Annotated in this window: 11 protein-coding genes; 9 read left to right on the top strand and 2 right to left on the bottom strand. The window is 55.2% G+C overall.

Features of this window, described 5'->3' with window-relative positions; all coding sequences use genetic code 11:
* Positions 1–100: 100 nt before the first annotated feature.
* The gene (locus ABD931_RS09125) at positions 101–2,119 is read left to right on the top strand and encodes an FAD-dependent oxidoreductase (protein WP_345266207.1); all 2,019 of its coding nucleotides are present in this window, start codon (positions 101–103) and stop codon (positions 2,117–2,119) included.
* Between the two features lie 77 nt (positions 2,120–2,196).
* A complete protein-coding gene (locus ABD931_RS09130) occupies positions 2,197–2,547 on the top strand; it encodes a hypothetical protein (RefSeq protein WP_345266208.1) in 351 nt (116 codons plus the stop codon).
* 181 nt (positions 2,548–2,728) lie between these two features.
* On the opposite strand, the gene ABD931_RS09135 is transcribed toward ABD931_RS09130, so the two are convergent.
* Together ABD931_RS09135 and mdh are read right to left on the bottom strand one after the other, a co-directional pair.
* Entirely contained in the window at positions 2,729–4,867 is a 2,139-nt protein-coding gene (locus tag ABD931_RS09135) for a glycoside hydrolase family 31 protein (protein ID WP_345266210.1), read from the bottom strand.
* 218 nt (positions 4,868–5,085) lie between these two features.
* Positions 5,086–6,021 carry a malate dehydrogenase gene (mdh, locus tag ABD931_RS09140; RefSeq protein WP_345266212.1) on the bottom strand — a complete coding sequence of 312 codons (936 nt, stop codon included), beginning with the start codon at positions 6,019–6,021 and terminating at the stop codon, positions 5,086–5,088.
* 174 nt (positions 6,022–6,195) lie between these two features.
* Here mdh and ABD931_RS09145 point away from each other — a divergent pair, with 174 nt between their 5' ends.
* The 7 genes from ABD931_RS09145 (at position 6,196) to ABD931_RS09175 (ending at position 22,019) form a co-directional block, all read left to right on the top strand.
* Positions 6,196–6,627: a YkvA family protein gene (locus ABD931_RS09145; protein ID WP_345266214.1), complete on the top strand. Its 432-nt coding sequence runs from the start codon at positions 6,196–6,198 to the stop codon at positions 6,625–6,627.
* Between the two features lie 69 nt (positions 6,628–6,696).
* Positions 6,697–6,897, top strand: a complete 201-nt coding sequence (locus tag ABD931_RS09150; RefSeq protein ID WP_345266216.1) for a Sec-independent protein translocase subunit TatA/TatB — start codon at positions 6,697–6,699, stop codon at positions 6,895–6,897.
* A gap of 88 nt (positions 6,898–6,985) precedes the next feature.
* On the top strand, positions 6,986–8,401 hold the full coding sequence (gene gatA / locus ABD931_RS09155; RefSeq protein ID WP_345266218.1) for an Asp-tRNA(Asn)/Glu-tRNA(Gln) amidotransferase subunit GatA: 1,416 nt from the start codon (positions 6,986–6,988) through the stop codon (positions 8,399–8,401).
* A 196-nt stretch (positions 8,402–8,597) separates the two neighbouring features.
* A complete protein-coding gene (locus ABD931_RS09160; RefSeq protein ID WP_345266220.1) occupies positions 8,598–10,247 on the top strand; it encodes a lytic transglycosylase domain-containing protein in 1,650 nt (549 codons plus the stop codon).
* Positions 10,248–10,379: 132 nt separating this feature from the next.
* Entirely contained in the window at positions 10,380–10,970 is a 591-nt protein-coding gene (gene ruvA / locus ABD931_RS09165; protein ID WP_345266222.1) for a Holliday junction branch migration protein RuvA, read from the top strand.
* A 158-nt stretch (positions 10,971–11,128) separates the two neighbouring features.
* Positions 11,129–18,589, top strand: coding sequence for a T9SS outer membrane translocon Sov/SprA (gene sov, locus ABD931_RS09170; protein ID WP_370469315.1), 7,461 nt, complete (start codon positions 11,129–11,131; stop codon positions 18,587–18,589).
* A 298-nt stretch (positions 18,590–18,887) separates the two neighbouring features.
* Positions 18,888–22,019 carry a SusC/RagA family TonB-linked outer membrane protein gene (locus ABD931_RS09175; protein ID WP_345266226.1) on the top strand — a complete coding sequence of 1,044 codons (3,132 nt, stop codon included), beginning with the start codon at positions 18,888–18,890 and terminating at the stop codon, positions 22,017–22,019.
* Positions 22,020–22,021 lie beyond the last annotated feature (2 nt).

Below are 22,021 nucleotides of genomic sequence, written 5' to 3' on the forward strand. Positions count from 1 at the left end.
CCACCCTACTACGCAGAGCGATTAAGGACTTCTCTGTGAATCTCTTCTCGCTCTGCGTATCCGGCCGGCGCACCGGTCTGTGTAACAACTCTTTTTTCCAATGAAGGACCTCAACCCCATTCTCGCAGCTTTTTTTTGCCTGGTCAGCAGCAGCCTGTTCGCCCAGGCCGTTGTTAAGACCGTCGATGTTTGTGTCTACGGCGGTACCTCGGGCGGAGTCATGGCCGCGTATGCTGCTAAAAAGATGGGCAAGTCGGTCCTGCTGATTGAACCGGGCCGGCATTTGGGTGGACTAACCACCGGCGGTCTGGGCTATACCGATATCGGCAATAAATACGCCATCTCCGGCCTGGCGCTGGACTATTACCGGCGGCTGGGTAAGCACTACGGTACGTTTGAGCAGTGGATCTTCGAGCCCGGCGTAGCCGAAAAGCTGTTTAACGAATACATCAAACGGGCCGATGTACCTGTCGTTTTCAACCACCGGATTGTGTCGGCAAAGAAGGTGAACGGCACTATTGAGGAAATTACGCTGGAGACACCCCTGTCGTCGGTAGTTCACCCTGTACGGGCCGTTCGTGCCAAAATGTTTATTGACGCTTCGTACGAAGGCGATCTGCTGGCCAGGGCGGGCGTGAGCTATACCATAGGCCGGGAAGCCAACAGCCGGTACAACGAGACCTGGAACGGCGTTCAGGTACTCCACGGTCACCAATTTCCCGACGGTGTTGATCCGTATAAGGTGCCGGGGAAGCCGGAGAGCGGACTGCTGTGGGGGATAAGCCCGGAACAGGTGTCTGAAACGGGAGCCGGCGACAAGAAGGTACAGGCCTACAATTTCCGGATTTGCCTGACCAGTGATCCCGCCAACATGCTTCCGATCACCCAGCCCGAAGGGTATGATCCGGCCCGGTATGAACTGCTCCTGCGCTACCTGGAGAAGAAACCGGCCAAAAACCTGTGGGGTTTTCTCAAGTTCGACCTGATGCCCAACAATAAGACCGACATTAATAACAACGGCCCCTTCTCCACCGACATGATCGGCATGAATTATGATTTCCCGGAAGCAAGCTATGAGCGCCGGGCGCAGATTCAGAAAGAACATGAATTCTATAACAAAGGACTACTGTACTTTATCGGGCACGATCTGCGCATGCCGGAGCACCTCCGTAAAGAGATGCTGCGCTGGGGATACCCGAAAGATGAGTATACCGATAACGGCCACTGGTCTCCGCAGATGTACGTTCGCGAAGCCCGGCGGCTGGTTGGGGAGTATGTAATGACACAGGCAAACTGCGAAGGCAAAGAGGTAGTGAATGATGCCGTGGGTATGGCTGCTTACACCATGGATTCGCACAACTGCCAGCGGATTGTGATCGAAAAAGAAGGTATGAAAATGGTCAAGAACGAAGGTAATGTAGAGGTAGGCGGTTTTCCGCCGTATCCGATCAGCTACCGGTCGCTGGTACCGAAGCAGGACGAATGCAAAAACCTGCTGGTGCCGGTCTGTCTCTCGGCCAGCCATATTGCCTACGGCTCTATCCGGATGGAGCCGGTGTTTATGGTGCTGGGGCAGTCGGCGGCTGTAGCGGCCAGTCTGGCTATCGATCAAAAACAGCCGGTGCAGCGGGTCAACGTGGCGGCTGTTCAGAAAATCCTGCGCGACAATCCGCTGCTCGATGGCAGCCTCCCAGATGTTGTTATCGACAACGAAGATGCCGGCCGTGTAACGCTCACCGGTGACTGGAAGCAGGACAGCCGGGGCGGGTACGGACGCTCGCTGGTTGTTGACGATACCAAAGGGCAAACTCCCAAAGCGGTTCGGTTTACACCCATGCTGCCCAAAGCCGGTCAGTACGATGTCTACACCTACGTTCCCCGCCGGGCCGATGCAACTTCGCAAACGACGCTGCTGATTGGTACGGGCAAAACGGCCCAGCCGGTCGTGTTAAAACGCGATGCCGTGCAGGTGGCAGGCCAGACCTCCGGTACGTGGGTAAAAATTGGTCGGTTTACCCTGCCGGCGGGGCAGCAGTCGTACGTGGAAATTACCAACCAGCAGGCCGACGGAACCGTGGTTGCCGATGCCGTACAGTGGATTGCGGTAAACGGAAAATAAACCCGGCTGGAAACTGAACAAACCATTGGTTGGCCGGTTATAGCTGCTGGGTTTTAACGTATAGATAATCAACGTTTATGAAAAAGGTAATTATGATGGCGGCTCTGCTACTGGCCTCGTTTACGGTAGCTTCTGCCCAGGACGATGTCAAGGCGAGTGCCAAAGCCACGGGCCGTCAGGCCAAGCGGACGGCGAAAGTCGCCGGTGAAAAAATCGGGCAGGGAGCCCGTAACACGGGTAGAGAAATCAAGGAGACCTCTACGGAAGTAGGAAATAAAGTGGAACGGGGGGCTAGGGCAACTGGTCGTGGAATAAAGAACGGTGCCCGGAAAGCCGGAACGGCAACAAAGCGTACGACCAAAAAGGCCCTTAACAAGACCGAACAGGGGTTAAAGAAGGCTGAGGATAAGCTGGATAATAACCGGTAAGTACAGACCGAAATATAAAGTGAAAATTTTTTTAAACAAGTCTGCCCGGTACCCTGTTATATACCTGTATTTCGCTTACTGACAGAAGACTTGAAACGTATTCGTTACAACCAAACTGTCTACCAGGCGAATTTAAGAAACCAGACGGCTCAGGCCGTCTGGTTTTCTTCGTTTATAGCCGCTACTTCGTCATAAAACGCCAGGTAACTTTGCCAATGGTATCGGGTTTGCCTTTTTCGGCTGCCGAAACGGCTCCGGTCCATTGCCCGTTTTTCCGGCGTTCAACCCGGATGGTACGCCAGGAGTACTGTCCTCTTTCATAATCAAAGGTCTCCCCGTCATCATCATAGAGCTGGTATTGGCCGGGTTTCTCACCATAGTGCCGGATGTCGAGGTCTACTTTTTGGCCCGGTTTGGGTGCGTGCAGCAGGGGCGGCATCATCGGAATAATTCCTCCATCCTTAACGAATACCGGAATCTTATCCAGCCCCGGCGTAACGGTAATAACCTCACCCTCGCCTGCAAACCGGCCGGTGTAAAAATCATACCACTTCCCTTTCGGCAGGATTACTTTACGCGATGTCTGTCCGGTAAAAAGCGGAGCCACCAGCAGGTACTCGCCGGCCATGTACTGGTCTTTTATTTCTTTACCGACGGCTTCAGCGTATGGATTTTCTTCCAGGCTGGCTGTGACCACCTCTTTTTTGACCTCAGCCTGAAAGCCGGGCTCCAGGTTCATGGCCCGGAACGGCGGAGTGCCCTCAAAATGGTATTTGGCAAATTCGGTATACCAGTACGGCATCATCTGCATCCGGAGCTGGGCAATGTCCCGCACCTGATCGGCCACTTCCGGAAACGTCCACGGCTTGGTACTGCTGGCCCAGGCATTGATCATCGCCATCGGCGAAAAACATACCGACTGAAACCGGCGCAGCCACTCCTCGCTGGTCTTCGATGCCCGTACTTCCGGTGTCCAGAGTACCCCCGAAAAACTGCTGTTGATGAGAGCCGTGATAAAATCTTCATGGCTGTAATAATCGTTGTAGAGGACGTACGGCAGCGACGAGCCGCCGGCATTGGATGCCCGCGTCAGGCCGTAGGTCCGCTGGTTGCGATTGCGGAACAGGTCCGCACTTTGTTTCTGGACCAGTAAGCCATACGTCTGCCGCATCTGCTCGGCGCTGAGTCCGGACGGAAACGTAGCGACATCGGGCCAGAGGTAATAATCATACCCGTCGGTTTCATCAATTTTGTAGCCACTGACGCCGATGCCGATATGGTCTTTAGCAAAGACATCCCAGAACAGTTCCCTGGCTTTGGGTATGGTCAGATCCGGTACGGCCCCTACCCAGACGGTATGTGAGCCGGTGTAGGGTGCAATCTTTGGGTACACCGAGGCTTCGGGCGAGACGTAGGGGTTGGTCCAGAGATTAATCCGGACGCCCTTGCTCAGCATGTCTTTTACAAACGCTTCAGGTTGCGGAAAGCGGGTCTTATCCCACTCAAACGTGCAGGGATAGGATTTGCTCTGCCAGCCGGGCTCCAGTCCGATGAAGTCCAGCGGGTACTTGCGGGCTTCAAATTCGGCGGCCTCTTTCCGGACATCATCGGCGGAGTAGAGCCGGTGGACCCGCTGCGTAAAGCCGAGACCCCAGCGGGGCGGCAGACAGCCCCCGCCGTTGAACAGGTTGAACCGGCGTACCGCGTCCAGCGGGGTAGGGCCACCAAATACATACATTTCGACTCCTTCGGCGGGAACCAGCATCTCTACGGCATCGGAGTAAGGCCGCGCCGACCAGTTTTTATCTGTGTTCCGGTCCTGCGCCACGGGTGGATTTTTGCTGTCTTTGCGGGCGGCCGTTCCAGCATACACCGTAATGTACCGGGCCGAGTTGACAAATACACCATACCCGTTGGCCGATACATAAAACGGCACGGGTGCGTGAGTCCGGCCGTTGTCCTTGCCGCCATAATGGTCTACGTGCAGTTGCAGGATTTTCCCCCGCTGGTGTACCGTCTGGAAGTTCAGTCCAAAACCAAACAACTGCTCACCCCGGTCAAGGGGAAAGCGCAGATAGGTTTTGCCGTTGACTACTGTAGCCACAATGTCGTTCTGGGCTAGCGGAAAAGCCGTTTTCCCTAACCGGCTAATCGCGCTGAGGTTGGGCTGTGATTCGGCAGCCGTCAGCAGGTTATAGGCTTCCGGTTTTCCTACGCTTAGTTTCCAGATTCCGGGTGCGGTTTCAGTCCAGTTGAGTGGCTGGGCCGATAACGGTAAACAGCGGATAAGCAGGCTGAGGAGGCAAAGCAGTTTTTTCATAAGGGTAACCCGGAGTGGTACTCCGGGCGGTTAAGAGCTAAAAGAAACAGCCGGAGGTGCATGGCACCGGCCACCCGGTCCGGGATACAGGGCTACATACACAAAAAGGAGCCGGCCCGGCTCCTTTTTGTGTATGTAGTACGGAGTTATACTCCGTCTAAATGGTTCGGCCTGCGGCCGTACGGAGTGGCACTCCGTGGTACTCGTGGTACTATACCTTAGGCTTCCAGTGTGGCCAGCACATCGTTCATGTTCCGCACGGCATCCGCCGATTTGCTGAAAGTAGCTTTCTCTTCCTCGTTCAGCTGAATATCCACAATCTCTTCCCAGCCGTTGCGCCCGATTACCACCGGTACACCCAGGCAAATGTCCGACTGACCGTACTCACCTTCCAGGTACACACTGCACGGGAATACGTGCTTCTGGTTGCGGATGATGCTCTCGACCAGTACCGCTACGGCCGCCCCCGGTGCGTACCAGGCTGAGGTGCCAATCAGCTTTGTCAGCGTAGCGCCACCCACCATCGTATCGGCGGCCACTTTCTGCAACTGCTCGGCGCTCAGAAACTGGCTGACGGGTACCCCCATGCGGGTAGCCAGGCGCGTCAGCGGAATCATGGTGGTATCGCCATGACCACCCACCACCGTAGCGTGAATATCATTCGGCGGGCAGTCCATCGCCAGGGCCAGGTAGGTCTTGAAGCGGGCGCTGTCCAGAATACCACCCATACCAATGATGCGGTTCTTCGGCAAGCCGGAGGCTTTCAGCGCCAGGTAGGTCATGGTATCCATCGGGTTCGAAACAATAATGATAATAGCCTCCGGCGAGTGCTTCAGAATGTTTTCGGTAACCCCTTTTACAATATTGGCGTTGGTGCCGATGAGTTCTTCGCGGGTCATGCCCGGCTTACGCGGTAGCCCCGACGTAATCACCACCACATCTGAACCGGCCGTTTTTTCGTAATCATTGGTAGAGCCGGTGATTTTGGTGTCGAAGCCCAGCAGGGTAGCGGTCTGGAGCATATCCAGTCCCTTGCCTTCGCTCAGGCCTTCTTTAATATCCAGCAGAACGACCTCTTCGGCCAGTTCCAGGCGGGCAATATTATCGGCGCAGGTTGCTCCGACGGCACCAGCTCCTACAACGGTAATCTTCATATCAGGAGGAATTATAGAGGTGAATACATGAAAACTAATGGGGCGTAAAATTAGGAAAGCCGGGCGTCAGAAACCAACGGATTAATAACCCCACCCTCAGATTTTTTGCAACCTGGAAATATTTATCTGAAAATTATTGTTATAAAAGGGCACCAACTAACTTTTAGTCTATAGATGGCGAACCGCAAGCTGATTACCCAGGTACTGGCATCCATATTTTTCCGGCGGGCCAATTATAAAGCTGCCCGTTACGCTCGTAACAGTCGTAGCTTGTTCGGGCTTGTGCAGCAGGCTGTTTTAAAAAGCAAAAACCTCACCGGTAGTAATATACAGGATGTTCGAAATCAAATCGCCCTGATGGCGCGTATGGTAAAAGCCTATGCCTCCGGTGAATACAAAAATATTCCCTGGAAATCGCTGATCCGGATGGTGGCCGTGCTGATCTATTTTGTGTCACCGCTGGATTTTATTCCCGATTTTCTGCCGATTATCGGCGTGACCGATGATATTGCGCTGATTTTCTGGCTGGCATCGGCTATGGGTACCGACATTGACAAGTTCCGGCAGTGGGAAGAAAGTAAAAAGACTACCATTCAAATAGGGTAATCTTAAGCTGGTTTTAATAGTTTTTTGCTGAATTGTTTTTATTTTTGCATACTTATAAATTTCAAGATTATGAACGTTGCCTCCATTTATTTGATCATGGGTTTAGGCGGACAGGAAATGCTGCTGATTTTCCTGGCGCTGTTGTTGTTCTTCGGCGCAAAGAAGCTGCCTGAACTGGCACGCGGTCTGGGCAAAGGTATCCGCGAGTTCAAGGATGCTACTAAAGAAGTTCGCGATAACATCGAGGACGGGCTGAAAGAAACGAAATAACATGGTGTTCTGATAAGCAGACAACTGAATACCCGCCGGGTATTCGGTTGTCTGTTTTTGTATTAGTACCCGCCTAACTTTTTACTACATGTTATACCGTAGCTTCGCGGAGGTGCAGTCGGCCCTGGAGGCCGGCACCACCACCTGCCGCCAGTTGGTCGATTATTACCTGGCCCGCATCGACGAACACCGTCTGCTCAACGTATTCACGGAGGTGTATGCCGACGAAGCCCGGCAGCAGGCCGAAGCCATTGACCAAAAGCGGACCGAAGGAACGGCCGGGCGACTGGCCGGCATGGTCATCGGCCTGAAAGATGTGCTGAGCTATGCCGGGCATGGCCTGCAGGCGGGTAGCCGCATTCTCGACGGCTTTACGGCTCAGTTTACCGCTACGGCGGTGCAGCGGCTGCTCGCCGACGATGCCATTATCATCGGTCGGCAGAACTGCGATGAGTTTGCCATGGGCTCCTCCAACGAAAACTCGGCCTTCGGACCGGTGCGCAACGCGGCCAATCCGGAGCGGGTGCCGGGTGGGTCGTCGGGTGGCTCGGCGGTAGCGGTGCAGGCGGGTCTGTGTCTGGCCTCGATTGGCTCCGATACCGGTGGCTCGGTACGGCAGCCGGCCGCGTTCTGCGGGGTGGTGGGCCTGAAACCAACCTACGGCCGCATCAGTCGCTACGGACTGGTAGCGTATGCGTCTTCCTTCGACTGTATTGGCCCCATTACCCATACCGTCGACGATGCCGCTCTGCTGCTGGAAATTATGGCCGGACCGGACGACTTCGACAGCACCGTCTCCGCCAAACCCGTTGATACCTACACCCAGGCAAGCCTGCCCGACCGACCCTTGCGCATTGCGTACCTCCGCGATGGGGTAGAAAGTGAAGGCGTAGCGCCGGAGATCCGGCAGGCTACCCGGCAGCGGCTCGATGCGCTGCGTGAGGCTGGACATACCGTCGAGCCGGTTGACTTTTCGCTTCTTTCGTATCTGTTGCCGACCTATTATATTTTAACGACCGCCGAGGCCAGTTCAAACCTGTCGCGGTTTGATGGCGTGCGGTATGGTTACCGGAGTACCGGACCGGCCGTTACGGATCTGATATCTATGTATAAAAAGAGCCGGACGGAGGGTTTCGGCACCGAGGTCCGCAGGCGAATATTATTGGGAACATTTGCCCTCAGCGCCAGTTATTACGACGCCTATTACACCAAGGCTCAGCAGGTTAGGCGGCTGATTCGGCAGGAAACAGAGCAGGTTTTTGCCCGCTACGATTTTCTGGTATCGCCCACAACCCCTTCGACGGCGTTCCGGCTGGGGGAGAAAACCGCCGATCCGTTGCAAATGTACTTAGCCGATATTTTTACGGTTCAGGCCAACGTGGCCGGCTACCCGGCCATTTCGGTGCCAAACGGCACCGATGCCGATGGTTTGCCCATTGGTCTGCAGGTGATGGCTCCCCCGTTTCAGGAGGGTCTGTTGCTGGCGTTGGCAAAAACACTGTAACTACTTGCGTATAGCGCTATTTTCCGGTAGATTTGATGGTCTACTAGGGATGCACGCAACGCTTCAGTACCCGATTTGATCGTATTTTCGGTTAATTTGTTGGATTTCAGTACATAAGCAAACAGGAAGTCACTGCGAGTGATTTCTGTGTGCCCAGAGTTGAGTAAAATTACCGACCATTCAACTATACAATTTTATGGTTAAAATAAACCGTCGCCTGCGTAGCCTGAGAGGGGCGTGCCTTGTTGGAGCGCTGTGTCTGCCCGGTTTGTCGCTGCTGAGCCAGTCGGCTTTCGCTCAGTTTCCTACCCGGATCGCCATTCCTGTTAAACTGGACACTACCCTGTATGGAGCTTCCGATGTGGAGGTCGTGCTGGACTCCATTGCAGAGATCAACACCGTAGACGCATCGCAGGTGCGGCCGCGGCTGAAGCAGATCGAGAAGATCATCCCCCTTACCTACAACGAGATCATTCACAAATACATCGATATTTTCACCTACCGCAAGCCGCATTATACCAGGCGGATGCTGGAACGAATGGCGGTGTATTTTCCGCTATACGAGAAATATCTGGCCAAATATGGTCTGCCCGACGAGCTGAAATATCTGTCGATTGTGGAGTCGGCCCTGAACCCGCGGGCGGTATCGCATGCTGGTGCCGGTGGCCTCTGGCAGTTTATGCCGGCAACGGGTCGAGAATTGCGGCTGTACCAGGATGAGTATGTCGACGACCGGATGGACCCCGAAAAATCGACGGAGGCTGCCTGTCGTCACCTCAAAGGGCTGTACAACATCTTCGGTGACTGGCATCTGGTAATGGCCGCCTACAACAGCGGTGCGGGTACTGTAAAGCGGGCCATGAACCGCACCGGTGGCCGCTCCTTCTGGGCGATTTATGATGCGCTGCCGAAAGAAACGCAGGGCTACGTACCGATTTACATTGCCACCACCTATATGATGCACTTTGCCAATGAGCATGGGCTGTTTGCAGAGCGGCCCGATCATCCGGTGCCGTTCGATACCATTCAGGTAAACAGCTATTTCTGCCTGCAAACGTTTGCCAAACAGTGTGGTATGCCCATTGAAGAATTACAGCGGCTGAATCCGGGTATTACCACCATCAACCTGCCGGAGTATGCCCGCAATGTGGTGGTGCGTATGCCGTCGAGTTATTATTATACCTTTCAGCAGAACCGAACGGCCATTCTGGATTCGGCCACCCGGCTGCCGGTTGCGATGGAGCATATGCTGCTGGCCGAAAGCGAAGACCCTGACCGCCCGGCTGCTGCCTACGCAGCCCACTGGTTTGCCTATGCCGGTTTTATCGATGAAAAGGCAGGTCTGCTACCAGATGCCGTTCCGGTAGATGAACTGTTGGCCGAAGAGGCTGAAAAGCCGGCTGTAAGAGCAGAAAAGACTACGGTCTGGAAAACCAAAAAACAAACCCATACCGTCCGGAAAGGCGAAACGCTGCACCGCATCGCCGACCGCTTCGATGTGTCGGTCAACGACCTGAAGCGCTGGAATCACCTGCGCTCAGCCAGTGTGCGCAAAGGTCAGGAACTGGTAATCATTAAAGAGGTCAAGGTTACAGAGACCCGTATGGTGCAGGTGGCCGAGAAAGCCGCGGCCCCGAAACCAGAGGTGCAAAAAGAGAAAGCTCAAGAAACTGGCATAGCCAGATCCGCCGGAAAGAAAATTAAGCCGAAATACCACCAGGTGCAGGCGGGTGATACGTTATGGAGCATTGCCGAGCGGTACGACCGCTCCGTTGAACGAATTAAGAAGCTGAACCATATCCGGGGGAACAAACTACGCCGGGGGCAGCGTCTGCTTATCGGTTAAATAGATGTTGATTTACTCTATCAGCCAAGTGTTAAATCCTGGACAAAACCCACGGCCAATGCTGGAATGCCGTGGGTTTTGTGTATATTTACAGTCTTGTAACTTGTTTAAAAAGAAGTTTCTACTGCATTAATGATTGCTTACATTGACGGCAAGCTGGCCTACAAAGAACCCACTATGGCGATCATCGACGTTGGGGGCGTAGGCTACGAAGTGCATATTTCTCTCCAGACATATTCGACATTACCGGGTGGCGGAGAGCGCTGCAAACTGTTTACCCACCAGCATATTCGGGAAGATAACCACACCTTGTTTGGGTTTGCTGCAGCCGATGAGAAATCCTTGTTTCTGGACCTGATCTCGGTGTCGGGTATCGGGCCGAATACGGCACTGGGCATGCTATCGTCGCTGAGTCCGTCGGATCTGCGGCTGGCCATTCTGAGCGAGAACGTGCGGGCGGTGCAGGCCATAAAAGGCATTGGGGCCAAAACAGCGCAGCGGGTCATTCTGGAGCTGAAAGACAAAATGAAAAAAGCGGGTATTGTGCCCGATGCGCCGAACTACCGGCAGGGGGCTGCCAATCCGGTGCGGGAAGAAGCCCTGGCCGCCCTGGTAGCGCTGGGATTGCCCAGACCGGCTGCCGAAAAAAATATCGATACCATTCTCAAAAAAGAGGGCGATGACCTCAGCGTTGAAGACCTGATCCGTATGGCTTTACGGTAACCATGAGCCGGGCTGTTTGTTTCAGCACCCGGCTTTTGTTTTATTGACCGGTTGAAAAAAAGCCCTTGTTTTACAGACTACAGATAAGGGGTAAGCCGTTTGAAGAAAAGACTTGTGCGAAAGCCAGTTTTACTAACTACCGACTTGAAGTACCCTGCATGGTGAACCGATATACTGTTCACAATCTCCGTCTTTTACTAAATCGTATGCGCCGGTTGCGTTTACGAGCACCTGGATTGTGGCTGTTTTTGTATGTGCAACGGTCTGCTTACGCCAATCAGCTATCGGGCCGGCTGCCAAAGCTGGGCGGGGCGCTGTTTACGTTTCTTTCCCTGGCAATACTGGATGGGGTACCCACCGAAGCGTTTGCGCAGCGGGCTCCCCGGCGCACGGCTCCCTCATCGACCACGGCCCAGCCTGCCGGCACCCGGCAGGCTGCCCTTGATTCGGCCCGTCGGGTGGCTCAGGAACGGGCCGATAGCCTGCGGACTGCCCGGAGTGCGGCCCGCAGGCCAACTGTCAACTGGGTAGACCGATATACCAGCCGGCTTTCCACCAAACTGCCCCGGTCGCCGTTTATCCTGCGCGATCCTAAATCAGTAGCTACGGATATTCGGCTCGATTCGGCTGATCGGATTACAGTTTATGAGCAAATCCGGCCGGCCGGCCCGGCGGGGCCTCCCGGTCCCCGACCCGCAACGGGTCCCCCGGCCGTTGTTACGCCGGGTATGTCGGTAACGCAGCCCACCGGTGGCCTGCCTGCTCCCGGGACCTACCTGCCGCCGTCGGCCTACGGATTGCCGTACCGACCCGCCGAAAGTATACCGTTTTCTACCTACGAGCAGCTTCAGACCCAGCGGGTACGGCAGAATATCTGGCGGGAGTACGGGAGCCGGCGCGATGGGCAGAGTGCCATGAGCGGCCGCGGTCTGATGCCCCGGCTCGACCTGCCCCCGGCCATCGACCGCATCTTTGGGGGCAATCTGGTCGATTTTCTGCCCAATGGCTTTGTTATGCTGGATTTTGGGTACCTCCACCAGTTTATCGACAATCCTACCGTACCGGTTCGGTTGCGCCGGCAGGGAAATTTTATCTTCAACGAGCAGATCAGCATCAACTTCAACGGTAAGATCGGCGAGAAGCTGGGGATGCTGACCAACTTCGATACCAAAGCCTCGTTCAACTTCGAAAACGCCCTGCGGCTGAATTATAAAACAAACGAGGAAAACATCATCCAGAAAATTGAAGCCGGTAACCTGAGCTGGCCTATCAACAGCCAGTTAATCCCCGGTGTGCAGAACCTGTTCGGCCTGAAAACCCAACTGAAGTTCGGGCGGCTGAACGCAACGGTCGTGGCCTCGCAGCAGCGCTCCAAGCAGGAGAGTATTGTGCTGCGGGGTGGGGCTATGAGCCGCCAGTTTGAGATACGCGCCGATCAGTACGACGAAAACCGTCACTTCTTCCTGTCGCAGTTTTTCAGGAACAATTACGAGCGGGCGTTGAAAAATCTGCCGGTGGTGATGTCGGGGGTAACCATTACGCGTTTGGAGGTGTACGTGACCAACCGGACCAACACTACCGCTACCCTGCGCAACATTGTAGGTTTTGCCGATCTGGCCGAAGCCAATCCCCACAACCGTAACAACCCGAGTCTGCAGCCGATTGTGGCTAACTCGCCGGCTTCCAACAACGCCAACGGCTTGTACGCACGGCTACAGGCCAATCAGAACCTGCGGCAGGTAGACCGCACCACGTCTGAGCTGGAAAGCAGTTTCGGCTTTACCAAAGGCGTCGATTATGACCTGCTGCGGGGGGCTAAGCGATTGTCGGAGACCGAATATAAATTTCAGCCGGAACTGGGTTATATCTCGCTGGTGACGCCCCTGCGCAACGATGAGATCCTGGCCGTAGCCTATGAGTATACTTACCAGGGCCGGCGGTACCAGGTGGGGGAACTGACCGAAGATTACCAGAACCGGGGCGACGATGAGGTGCTGTTCCTGAAGCTGCTGAAGTCGGCGACCATCCGCAACAATATTCAGTTGCCGATGTGGGACCTGATGATGAAAAACATCTATTCCCTCAATACGACGCAGCTCAACCGGCAGGGCTTTCAACTGCGCATTTTGTATAAAGATGACTTGACGGGTATCGACAACCCGAACCTGCAGGAAGGCCGCCGGCTGCAGAACCGGCCACTGGTGCAGGTGTTCAACATGGACCAGCTTAACCAGCAACTGGACAAGCAGCCCGACGGTAACTTCGACTTTGTCGAGAACGTTACGGTCGATCCCCGCTACGGTAAAATTATGTTTCCGGTGCTGGAGCCGTTCGGCTCGTACCTGGAGCGGCAGTTTGACGCGGATGAAGAAGCCCTGCGGGCGAAGTATGTCTTTCCGCAACTCTACCGCTTAACCCAGGCCGATGCCATTCAGGTGGCCGACAAAAACAAGTTTTTCCTGCGGGGAACGTTCCAGTCGGCTACCGGTCAGGAGATTACCCTGCCTTACGGCGTCAACGAAAACTCCGTGCAGGTAACGGCGGGAGGGGTACCGCTGATGCCGGGCCAGGATTACGTACTGGAAGCGCAGATTGGCCGGCTGCGCATTATCAACGAGGGGGTGCTCAACTCCGGTCGCGAAATCCGGATCACCTACGAACGGCCCGATCTGTTCCAGAACCAGATCCGGACGCTGCTCGGTACCCGATTAGACTATCAGCTTAGCCCCGACATCAATCTGGGGATGACGGCCATGCACCTCCGCGAAACGCCGGCCGGTTTTCTGACGCGGGTAGCCATCGGTAACGAACCCGTTAACAACACCATTGTGGGCCTGGATGCCAACATTCGGAAGGAGTCGCGGGCGCTGACGCGCTTTCTGGACCGGCTGCCGCTGCTGCAAACCAAAGAGGTATCCACCATTCATTTCCAGGGCGAGGTGGCGCAATTGTTCCCCGGTGTGGCTCCCAGGGTAAACAACAATGCTTTTATCGACGATTTTGAAGCCGCCCGGACCATATTCGACCTGACGCGCCAGCCGACCCGCTGGCGGCTGGGCGCTACCCCGCAGCAGTTTCCGCAGGGGACGTTCCAGCGCCCGCTGGAATATGCCTATAACCGCGCCCGCATCTCGGTGTATTCCGTCGACCAGACGATCTATGGCCAGGGAACCGGTCTGCGCACGGTAGATATAAACCTGTCGACCGATGATAAGCAGAATTATTACGAACGGTACTTCCTGCCGCAGCAACTCTTCCCCGGCCGGTCGGTGCGGCAGATTCAGTTACCCGAGAACGTACTGGATGTGGCCTATTTCCCCAGCGAACGGGGCATGTACAACTTCAATCCGGATCTGACCAGAGAAGGGAATCTGCGTAACCCCCGGCGGAATTTCGGGGCGGTTACCAGGGCCATTACGTCGGATATTGATTTCGACAACGCTAATATTGAGAACATCACCTTCTGGATGATGGACCCTTTCATTGGCGGGGAGCGGGGCAAGGTTCGGGCTTATCCGGACGACAGCAAAAACAAACCGAACACCACGGGGGGGAAACTGTTCTTTAACCTGGGCGAAATATCGGAAGACGTTGTTAAAGACGGCCGCTTCAACTTCGAGAACGGGCTGCCCCTGGAGAATGGCACCCGTGAGCGCGGCACCGATACCACCGCCTGGGGGCGTGTGCCCCGCCAGCAGTTTATTACCAATGCCTTTACCAACCAGCCCGGTGCCCGTGAAAAGCAGGACGTAGGCCTCGACGGCCTGAGCAGTGCCGATGAGCAGCGCTACTTCAGCAACTACCTCAACGCCATCCGGCCCCGCGTGAGTGGCGAAGCGTTTCAGGAAATAGCAAAAGACCCGGCCAACGATGACTTCCAGTTCTACCTCGGGCCGGCCGCCGACTCGGCCAAATACATTGTGGCCCGTTACAAGCGCTTTATGGGTATGGAGGGTAACTCGCCCGAAAACGACAGCCGCGATCAGTTCCTGACGCCGGCCTCGACCAACCTCCCGGATATTGAAGACCTGAACCTCGATAATACCATCAACGACAACGAAGCGTATTACGAATATGAAGTTGACCTGCGGCCGGGTAAGCTGGCGGTCGGGCAGGGCTACATCATTGATAAAGTAGAAGCCGACGGTGCTACCTGGTACCTGTTCCGGATTCCGGTGCGCGAAGCCGCCCGCAAAGTGGGTAACATCAACGGCTTTAAGTCCATCCGGTTTATGCGCATGTACCTGACCGATTTTGAAGAGCCGGTGGTGCTGCGGTTTGCCCAATTGCAGATGGAAGCCAACCAGTACCGCAAGTACACCGGCGACCTCTCGGCCCGTGGCCTGCAGGAGGTGCCGGAACCGTACGACGCCAAGTTTGTGGTCTCGACGGTGAACATCGAAGAGAACAGCCAGACCAATACCAACAAGTATGTGTATACGGTGCCGCCGGGCTTTCAGCGCGACCGCGACTTTACGCAGTTGAACAATGTTGAACTGAACGAACAGGCGATGAGCCTCTGCGTCACCAACCTCCGCGACGGCGACTCGCGGGCGGCCTTCCGCAATACGAATTTCGATTTTCTGTTTCGTAAGCGGCTGAAGATGTTCATCCATATGCACCCTAACAACGATCAGAATGTTGTAGGGCAGGTGTCGGCGTTTATCCGGGTGGGTACCGATTTTACGGACAACTATTACGAGATCGAAGTATCAAACCTGCAGCCGACGCCTGAGCGGGTCAATGATCCGCTCACGGTATGGCCGGCCGAGAACGAACTGGATCTGGCCATTGAAGAACTCATTAACCTGAAAGCCGAACGCAACCGGCAGTTGAGCCGGGCGTATACCTTGCCGTTCTCGCTGCAATCGCTGAACGGTCGCTATAAACTGACGGTGGTGGGAAACCCCGACCTGAGTTCGGTGCAGACCATCATGATCGGGGTGCGCAATCCGAAAACGTCCGACGAGCAGGCGCAGAGCTTTTGTATCTGGGTGAATGAATTCCGGGCGTCGGGGTTCGATCAGACCGCCGGCAATGCCGCTGTGGGGTCGGTGAACGCCAAATTGGCCGATTTTGCGACCGTAACGGCTTCGGGCCGGTATACCTCCTTTGGCTTCGGTGGGGTGCAGACCAAAGTGGGCGACCGGACGCGGGAGAGTACAACCGAATTTGGCATATCCTCGGCCGTAGCCGTAGATAAACTGCTGCCCGAACGCTGGGGCCTGCGGATTCCGGTGTACCTGAATTACGACAACCGGAGGGTGAGCCCGCACTTTAACCCGCTCGATCCGGATACTCCGCTGGAGACCTCGCTCTCGACCCTGGCCGAAGGCGACGAACGCGCCCGGTACCGGCGACTGGTGGAGGAGAACAGCGTCCGCAAGGGAATTAACTTCTCCAACGTGCGCAAGGTGCGGCTGAACTCCAACGGCAAAACGCACTTCTGGGATATTGAAAATTTCTCGTTTACCTACGCCTTCAACGAAGCCCGGCGGTCGAACATCCAGACGGATGAATACACGCAGCGGCAGATTCGGGGGGGCATTGCCTACACCTACAGCAGCCAGCCCAAGCCGTTTGAACCCTTTAAGAACGTAAAGAGCCTGGAGCGTAGCTACCTGCTCTGGCTCAAGGATTTTAACCTGACGCTGCTGCCGACGCTGGTGTCTATCCGGACTGATATGGACCGGAGCTACGTAAAAACGCAGTTGCGCAACTCAGAGCTGACAACCGCCGGTATTACGCCGATGTTCGAAAAATACTTCCTGTTTAACCGGTACTACGACCTGACCTGGAACCTGACCCGTAACCTTCTGTTTACCTACAAGGCCGTTGCCAATTCCATTATCGATGAGCCGTTCGGAGAAATCAACACGCAGGCGAAGCAGGACTCCGTCTGGCGCAGCGTTCAGCAACTGGGCCGGATGAAAAATTATCTCCAGGAGATGAATGCAACCTACCGCATACCGTTCGACAAGTTTCCGCTGCTCGACTGGGTGCAGGCGGATGCCAATTACCGCGTCGGCTACCAGTTTCAGGCCAATTCGTTCGGTATTACCGATACGCTCGAAGTACCCTTCGGCAATGTGGTGCGCAACAACCGGGAGCGGGGAGTGACGGGACGCGTCGACTTTGTTCGGCTTTACAACAAAATCCGGTACCTGCGGTTTGCCAATACGCCCTCGCCGGTCAGAAAGAACTTTGCCCGCAGCCCCGGCGACATTGAAGAGATCGAGCGGCAGGACAGTAAACTGTTGAAGAACTTCACGCGGGCGCTGCTGACGGTGCGGGGTATCAACTTCACCTACACCCTGCAGGAGTCGACGATTCTTCCCGGTTTCCTGCGAACACCCCGATTGTTCGGACTCGATGAGACCGGTATTGCCCCCGGTCTGCCATTTGTACTGGGCGATCAGGACCGGCGGATCCATTACAAAGCCGCCGAGCGGGGCTGGCTGTCGCCGAGTACAATCCAGAATGTGCCGTTTACGCAGACCATCAGCAAAACGTTCAACGCCCGCACCACGCTGGAGCCGTTTAAAGACTTCCGGATGCAGATCGAGGCCCGACTGACCCGTTCCGATAACTACCAGGAGTTTTACCGGCCCGCAATACCCGGAGGCACTTTTGAAAGCCAGAGTCCGGTGCGCAATGGTCAGTTCAGCATGTCGTTCCTGTCGTTCCGCACGGCCTTTACCAAACAGCGCCGGGATAATACGTCGCCTACATTTGAGCGGCTGGAAGAGTACCGCGAAATTATTCTGCGACGGGTTCGGTTGCAAAACCCTAATCCCGGTGGTGAGTACAATAAGAATTCGCAGGATGTACTGATTCCGGCGTTCTTTGCTGCCTATAGTGGCGAAGACCCCCAAAAAACAAGTTTGTCGCCCTTCTATAATTTCCCGCTGCCAAACTGGCGCGTTGATTACAATGGTTTGTCGAACCTGCCGTTCTTTAAGCGCTGGTTCAGCTCGGTTACGCTGGCGCACAGCTACAACTCAACGTACAGCGTGGGTAACTTTGTGTCGTCGCTGGAGTACAATGCGCAATACGTAAACCTGGCGGTTACCGGCTATCCCCCATCGGCTTTCATAAATCCGCAGGGAAATTACATTCCGGTATTTATCATGAGCACCATTACCATGTCGGAGCGGTTTGCACCTCTGCTCGGGGTGCAGTTTCAGACGCGGAGCCGCATCACCGGCCGGCTGGAATATAACCAGGACCGCAGCGTTGCCTTAAGCCTGTCGAACTCGCAGGTGGCCGAGCTGACCAACAAAGACCTGACGGCTACTGTTGGTTTTACCCGCAACAACATCCGGATACCGTTCCGGATCAACGGAGCTTACCAGAAGCTTAAAAACGATCTGACGTTCAGTTGCAGCCTGACCTTGCGCGACACCCGCGCTATTCAGCGCAAACTGGATGCCGAGCAGATCATTACGGCCGGGAACGTCAACTTCCAGTTACGGCCGCAGATCAGCTACATCGTCAGTCGCCGGGTAAACCTGAACCTTTACTTCGACCGGACCTTCAACGACCCGCTCGTGTCCAACTCCTTCCGCCGGGCCACCACCGCCGGTGGCGTGCAACTGAAGTTTAACCTGGCCGATTAAGGCCGGGGTCGGCGTATAATATCCAACGATCCTGATCTGGCTTTTTAGCCGCTAACAAGGCTGCCCCCCCCTATATTTTACACTACCAGGTGCGGGTATATGCGTACCGTCAACAGCCCGTATCCTGTTTTGTCACCATAACCGGTTAATAAAGACTTTCGGGGGCTAACAGCTTGCTACTCTTTATTTTTAAGCATATACGCTTGCTTTTTCTGCTAAGCTAAGTAGATTTGTCGTTAACAGGTTTCTTGCAAAAGTTTCTCTGTTAAATACCTTTATTTTACTAAACCTTTATCTAATGAAACAACGTATACCCATGCGGCACGCTAGCTTTGTGCCGCTAAGAACCCTCCTTCAACGCTTTTTGTTCCTCGCTTTCGTAAGCCTTTCGGGAACAGTATTGGCTCAGCAGACTGTATCCGGTACGGTTACCAATGAGGCCGGCCAGGGGCTGCCGGGCGTAAACGTGGTGGAGAAGGGTACCAGCCACGGAACATCTACCGACAAAGACGGCAAGTATAGCCTGACCGTGGGCCGGCAGGCTACGCTGGTGTTCAGTTACATTGGTTACGTCCGGCAGGAAATAGCCGTGGGTGGTCGTTCTACCCTCAGTGTTCAGCTGACCGCCGATGAGCAGTCGCTGAGTGAAGTGGTAGTTGTGGGTTACGGTACCCAGAAGAAATCGTCACTGACGGGTGCCGTATCGTCGGTAGCCCCCAAAGACCTGCGGGCGTTGCCGGTTATCAGCCCGACGCAGGCACTACAGGGCCGGGTGCCGGGGGTGTCGGTCACTAATAACAGCAGTCCCGGAAGTGAGCCGGTCGTCCGGATTCGGGGCGTCGGCTCCATCAGCCTGAACCCGAACCCGCTTTACGTGATTGACGGTGTACCGTCGGGTGGTCTGAACAACCTGGACCCCAAGGATATTGAATCGCTGGAGGTGTTGAAAGATGCCAGCGCTGCGGCCATCTACGGGTCGCGGGCGGCCAACGGGGTTATCCTGATTACGACTAAAAAAGGAGCTACCAATGGCAAATTAACCGTCAATGTCGACGCTTACTACGGCTCTCAGTCGGCCTGGCGTAAATTGGATTTGCTAAACCGCGACCAATACATCCGGTACGGAACGGCGTTGCTGACCGCTTCGGGGCAGCCGGTGCCGGGCCGCTTCAACAACCTGAATACACCAATCTACGACGGCGCTACGCAAACGTTTGCCCAGACTGATACCGACTGGCAGGATGTGATGTTCCGGGCGGCTCCCATTACCGACAACCAGATCTCTATTTCGGGCGGTAACGCTGTATCGCGGGTTTATACCTCGGTCGGCTACTTCAAGCAGGATGGTATCATGCCGTTTACCAATTACAACCGGCAGAGCTTCCGGATCAACTCCGACCACAAAATCAGCAAATTCCTCACCATCGGCCAAACGTTGCTGGCGGCTACAGACTTCCGGCGGCTGGAGCGCGACGGCGGAGGCCGGAGCCTGGTCATGAACACAATGCGCATGATTCCGTACTGGCCGGTACGTGACCCGACAAAGATCGGGGGCTTCAGCACAACGGCTCAGGGTCTGGACGCGACCGACCCCGAAAACCCGCTGCGGATTGCCGAGCAGGAGATGCAGTTTAAGACCGATCGCGGGGTTAAATTGCTGGGTACCATATTTGCCGAAGTACGCTTCACCGATTTCCTCCGCTACCGCTTCAACTTCGGCGGTGACTTTGCCTATTCACGTTATAATGGCTTTGACCCGATTTATAACGACGGTAACCGGAGCCGTCTGATTGCCGGGGTGAACGAAAACCGCAGTGAGTATTTCTCAACCGTGCTGACCAATCAGTTGACCTTTGAGAAAACGTTCGGCAAGCACTACGTCAACGCAACGGCCGTTGCCGAGCAGCAGAACAGCACCTCGCGGAACATCAGTGCCAGCGGTCAGCGCCCCGATAATAATATTCGGGTCATTCAGGGCGTGTCAAACCCGAACGGTAGCAGCTCGCTGAACGAGAACTCGCTAATCTCCTACGTAGGTCGTCTGAACTACGAATTTGGGGGGCGTTACCTGCTGAGTGGGTCTATCCGGCGCGATGGCTCCTCAAAGTTTGCTCCCGGTCGTAAATGGGGAACGTTCCCGGCAGTTTCGGCCGGCTGGCGAATCAGCGAAGAGAGCTTCATGAAAAACGTCCGGGCCATCTCCGAACTGAAGCTCCGGGGTAGCTACGGTCAGACAGGTTATAACGCCATTGGCGACTACGACTGGCAGCCGCTGATTCAGGCGAACGCCACCATTTATCCATTCGGTAACCAAACCCAACAGGGATCGTTCTTCAACCGCCTGGGTAACAGTAACCTGAGCTGGGAGGTCACTACCATGTCGAACATCGGTCTCGATGCCTCGCTGCTGAACAACAAAATTACGGTATCCGCTGAGGTGTATAACCGCCAGACCGACGGCCTGCTGCTGAGTGTGCCTCTGCCGGAATCGATGGGTTACTCGGTGAGTCCGCTGGCCAACGTAGGCAGTATGCGGAACCGGGGCTTCGAACTGTCGACCGGCTACAACCATTCGGGTAAAAACTTTACCTGGAACCTGACCGGTATGTTTGACATGACCCGGAACAAGGTGCTGAGCCTGGCAACCCCGAATGCAACCATTAACGCCGGCTCAAATGCCGATTTTGGCGGGTCCGACATTACGCGGACGCAGGCCGGTTACCCGATTCAATCGTTCTTTGGCTGGATGGTAGACGGAATCTTCCAGAGCAGAGAAGAAATACAGCAGTATAACGCCAAGGCCGGCCCGAGCGGCTTCTACCAGAACGACAAAACATCACCGGGCGATATCCGCTTCCGGGACCTGAACGGCGACGGCAAAATCGACGCCAGTGACCGGACCTTCCTCGGTAGCTTTATTCCGAAGTTCAGCTATGGTCTCAACTGGAGTGGTAATTACAAGAACTTCGACTTTACGTTGTTCTTCCAGGGCGTACAGGGTAACAAAATTTACAATGGCACCAAGGTGATTGGTCAGGGTATGCTGCGGTTGTTCAACGCGAGTACCGATGTGCTGCGGGCCTGGACACCCCAGAATACAGACACCAATGTGCCGAGGGCCGTTAGTGGTGACCCGAATCAGAACACCCGCACGTCTGACCGGTTTCTCGAAGACGGTTCCTACCTGCGCCTGAAAAACTTCAGCATCGGCTACACCATTCCGGCGACTGCCATCGGCAAGCTGACCGGTAACGTAGTTAGCCGGACCCGCGTCTATGTATCGAGCCAAAACCTGCTGACACTCACCAAATACACCGGCTTCGATCCGGAGGTGGCTTCGCGGAACTACGGTCTGCTCACCAACGGTATCGATTATGCACAATACCCGCAGGCACGCACAATCATGGCCGGTATAAACCTAAGCTTTTAACC

This window comes from Nibrella viscosa, assembly GCF_039541875.1.
GTDB lineage: Bacteria > Bacteroidota > Bacteroidia > Cytophagales > Spirosomataceae > Nibrella > Nibrella viscosa.

Bases quoted from the DNA above. Each gene is read 5' to 3' on its own strand.
- ABD931_RS09125 (WP_345266207.1), top strand. From the start codon at position 101: ATGAAGGACCTCAACCCCATTCTCGCAGCTTTTTTTTGCCTGGTCAGC.
- ABD931_RS09130 (WP_345266208.1), top strand. From the start codon at position 2,197: ATGAAAAAGGTAATTATGATGGCGGCTCTGCTACTGGCCTCGTTTACG.
- ABD931_RS09135 (WP_345266210.1), bottom strand. From the start codon at position 4,867: ATGAAAAAACTGCTTTGCCTCCTCAGCCTGCTTATCCGCTGTTTACCG.
- mdh (WP_345266212.1), bottom strand. From the start codon at position 6,021: ATGAAGATTACCGTTGTAGGAGCTGGTGCCGTCGGAGCAACCTGCGCC.
- ABD931_RS09145 (WP_345266214.1), top strand. From the start codon at position 6,196: ATGGCGAACCGCAAGCTGATTACCCAGGTACTGGCATCCATATTTTTC.
- ABD931_RS09150 (WP_345266216.1), top strand. From the start codon at position 6,697: ATGAACGTTGCCTCCATTTATTTGATCATGGGTTTAGGCGGACAGGAA.
- gatA (WP_345266218.1), top strand. From the start codon at position 6,986: ATGTTATACCGTAGCTTCGCGGAGGTGCAGTCGGCCCTGGAGGCCGGC.
- ABD931_RS09160 (WP_345266220.1), top strand. From the start codon at position 8,598: ATGGTTAAAATAAACCGTCGCCTGCGTAGCCTGAGAGGGGCGTGCCTT.
- ruvA (WP_345266222.1), top strand. From the start codon at position 10,380: ATGATTGCTTACATTGACGGCAAGCTGGCCTACAAAGAACCCACTATG.
- sov (WP_370469315.1), top strand. From the start codon at position 11,129: ATGGTGAACCGATATACTGTTCACAATCTCCGTCTTTTACTAAATCGT.
- ABD931_RS09175 (WP_345266226.1), top strand. From the start codon at position 18,888: ATGAAACAACGTATACCCATGCGGCACGCTAGCTTTGTGCCGCTAAGA.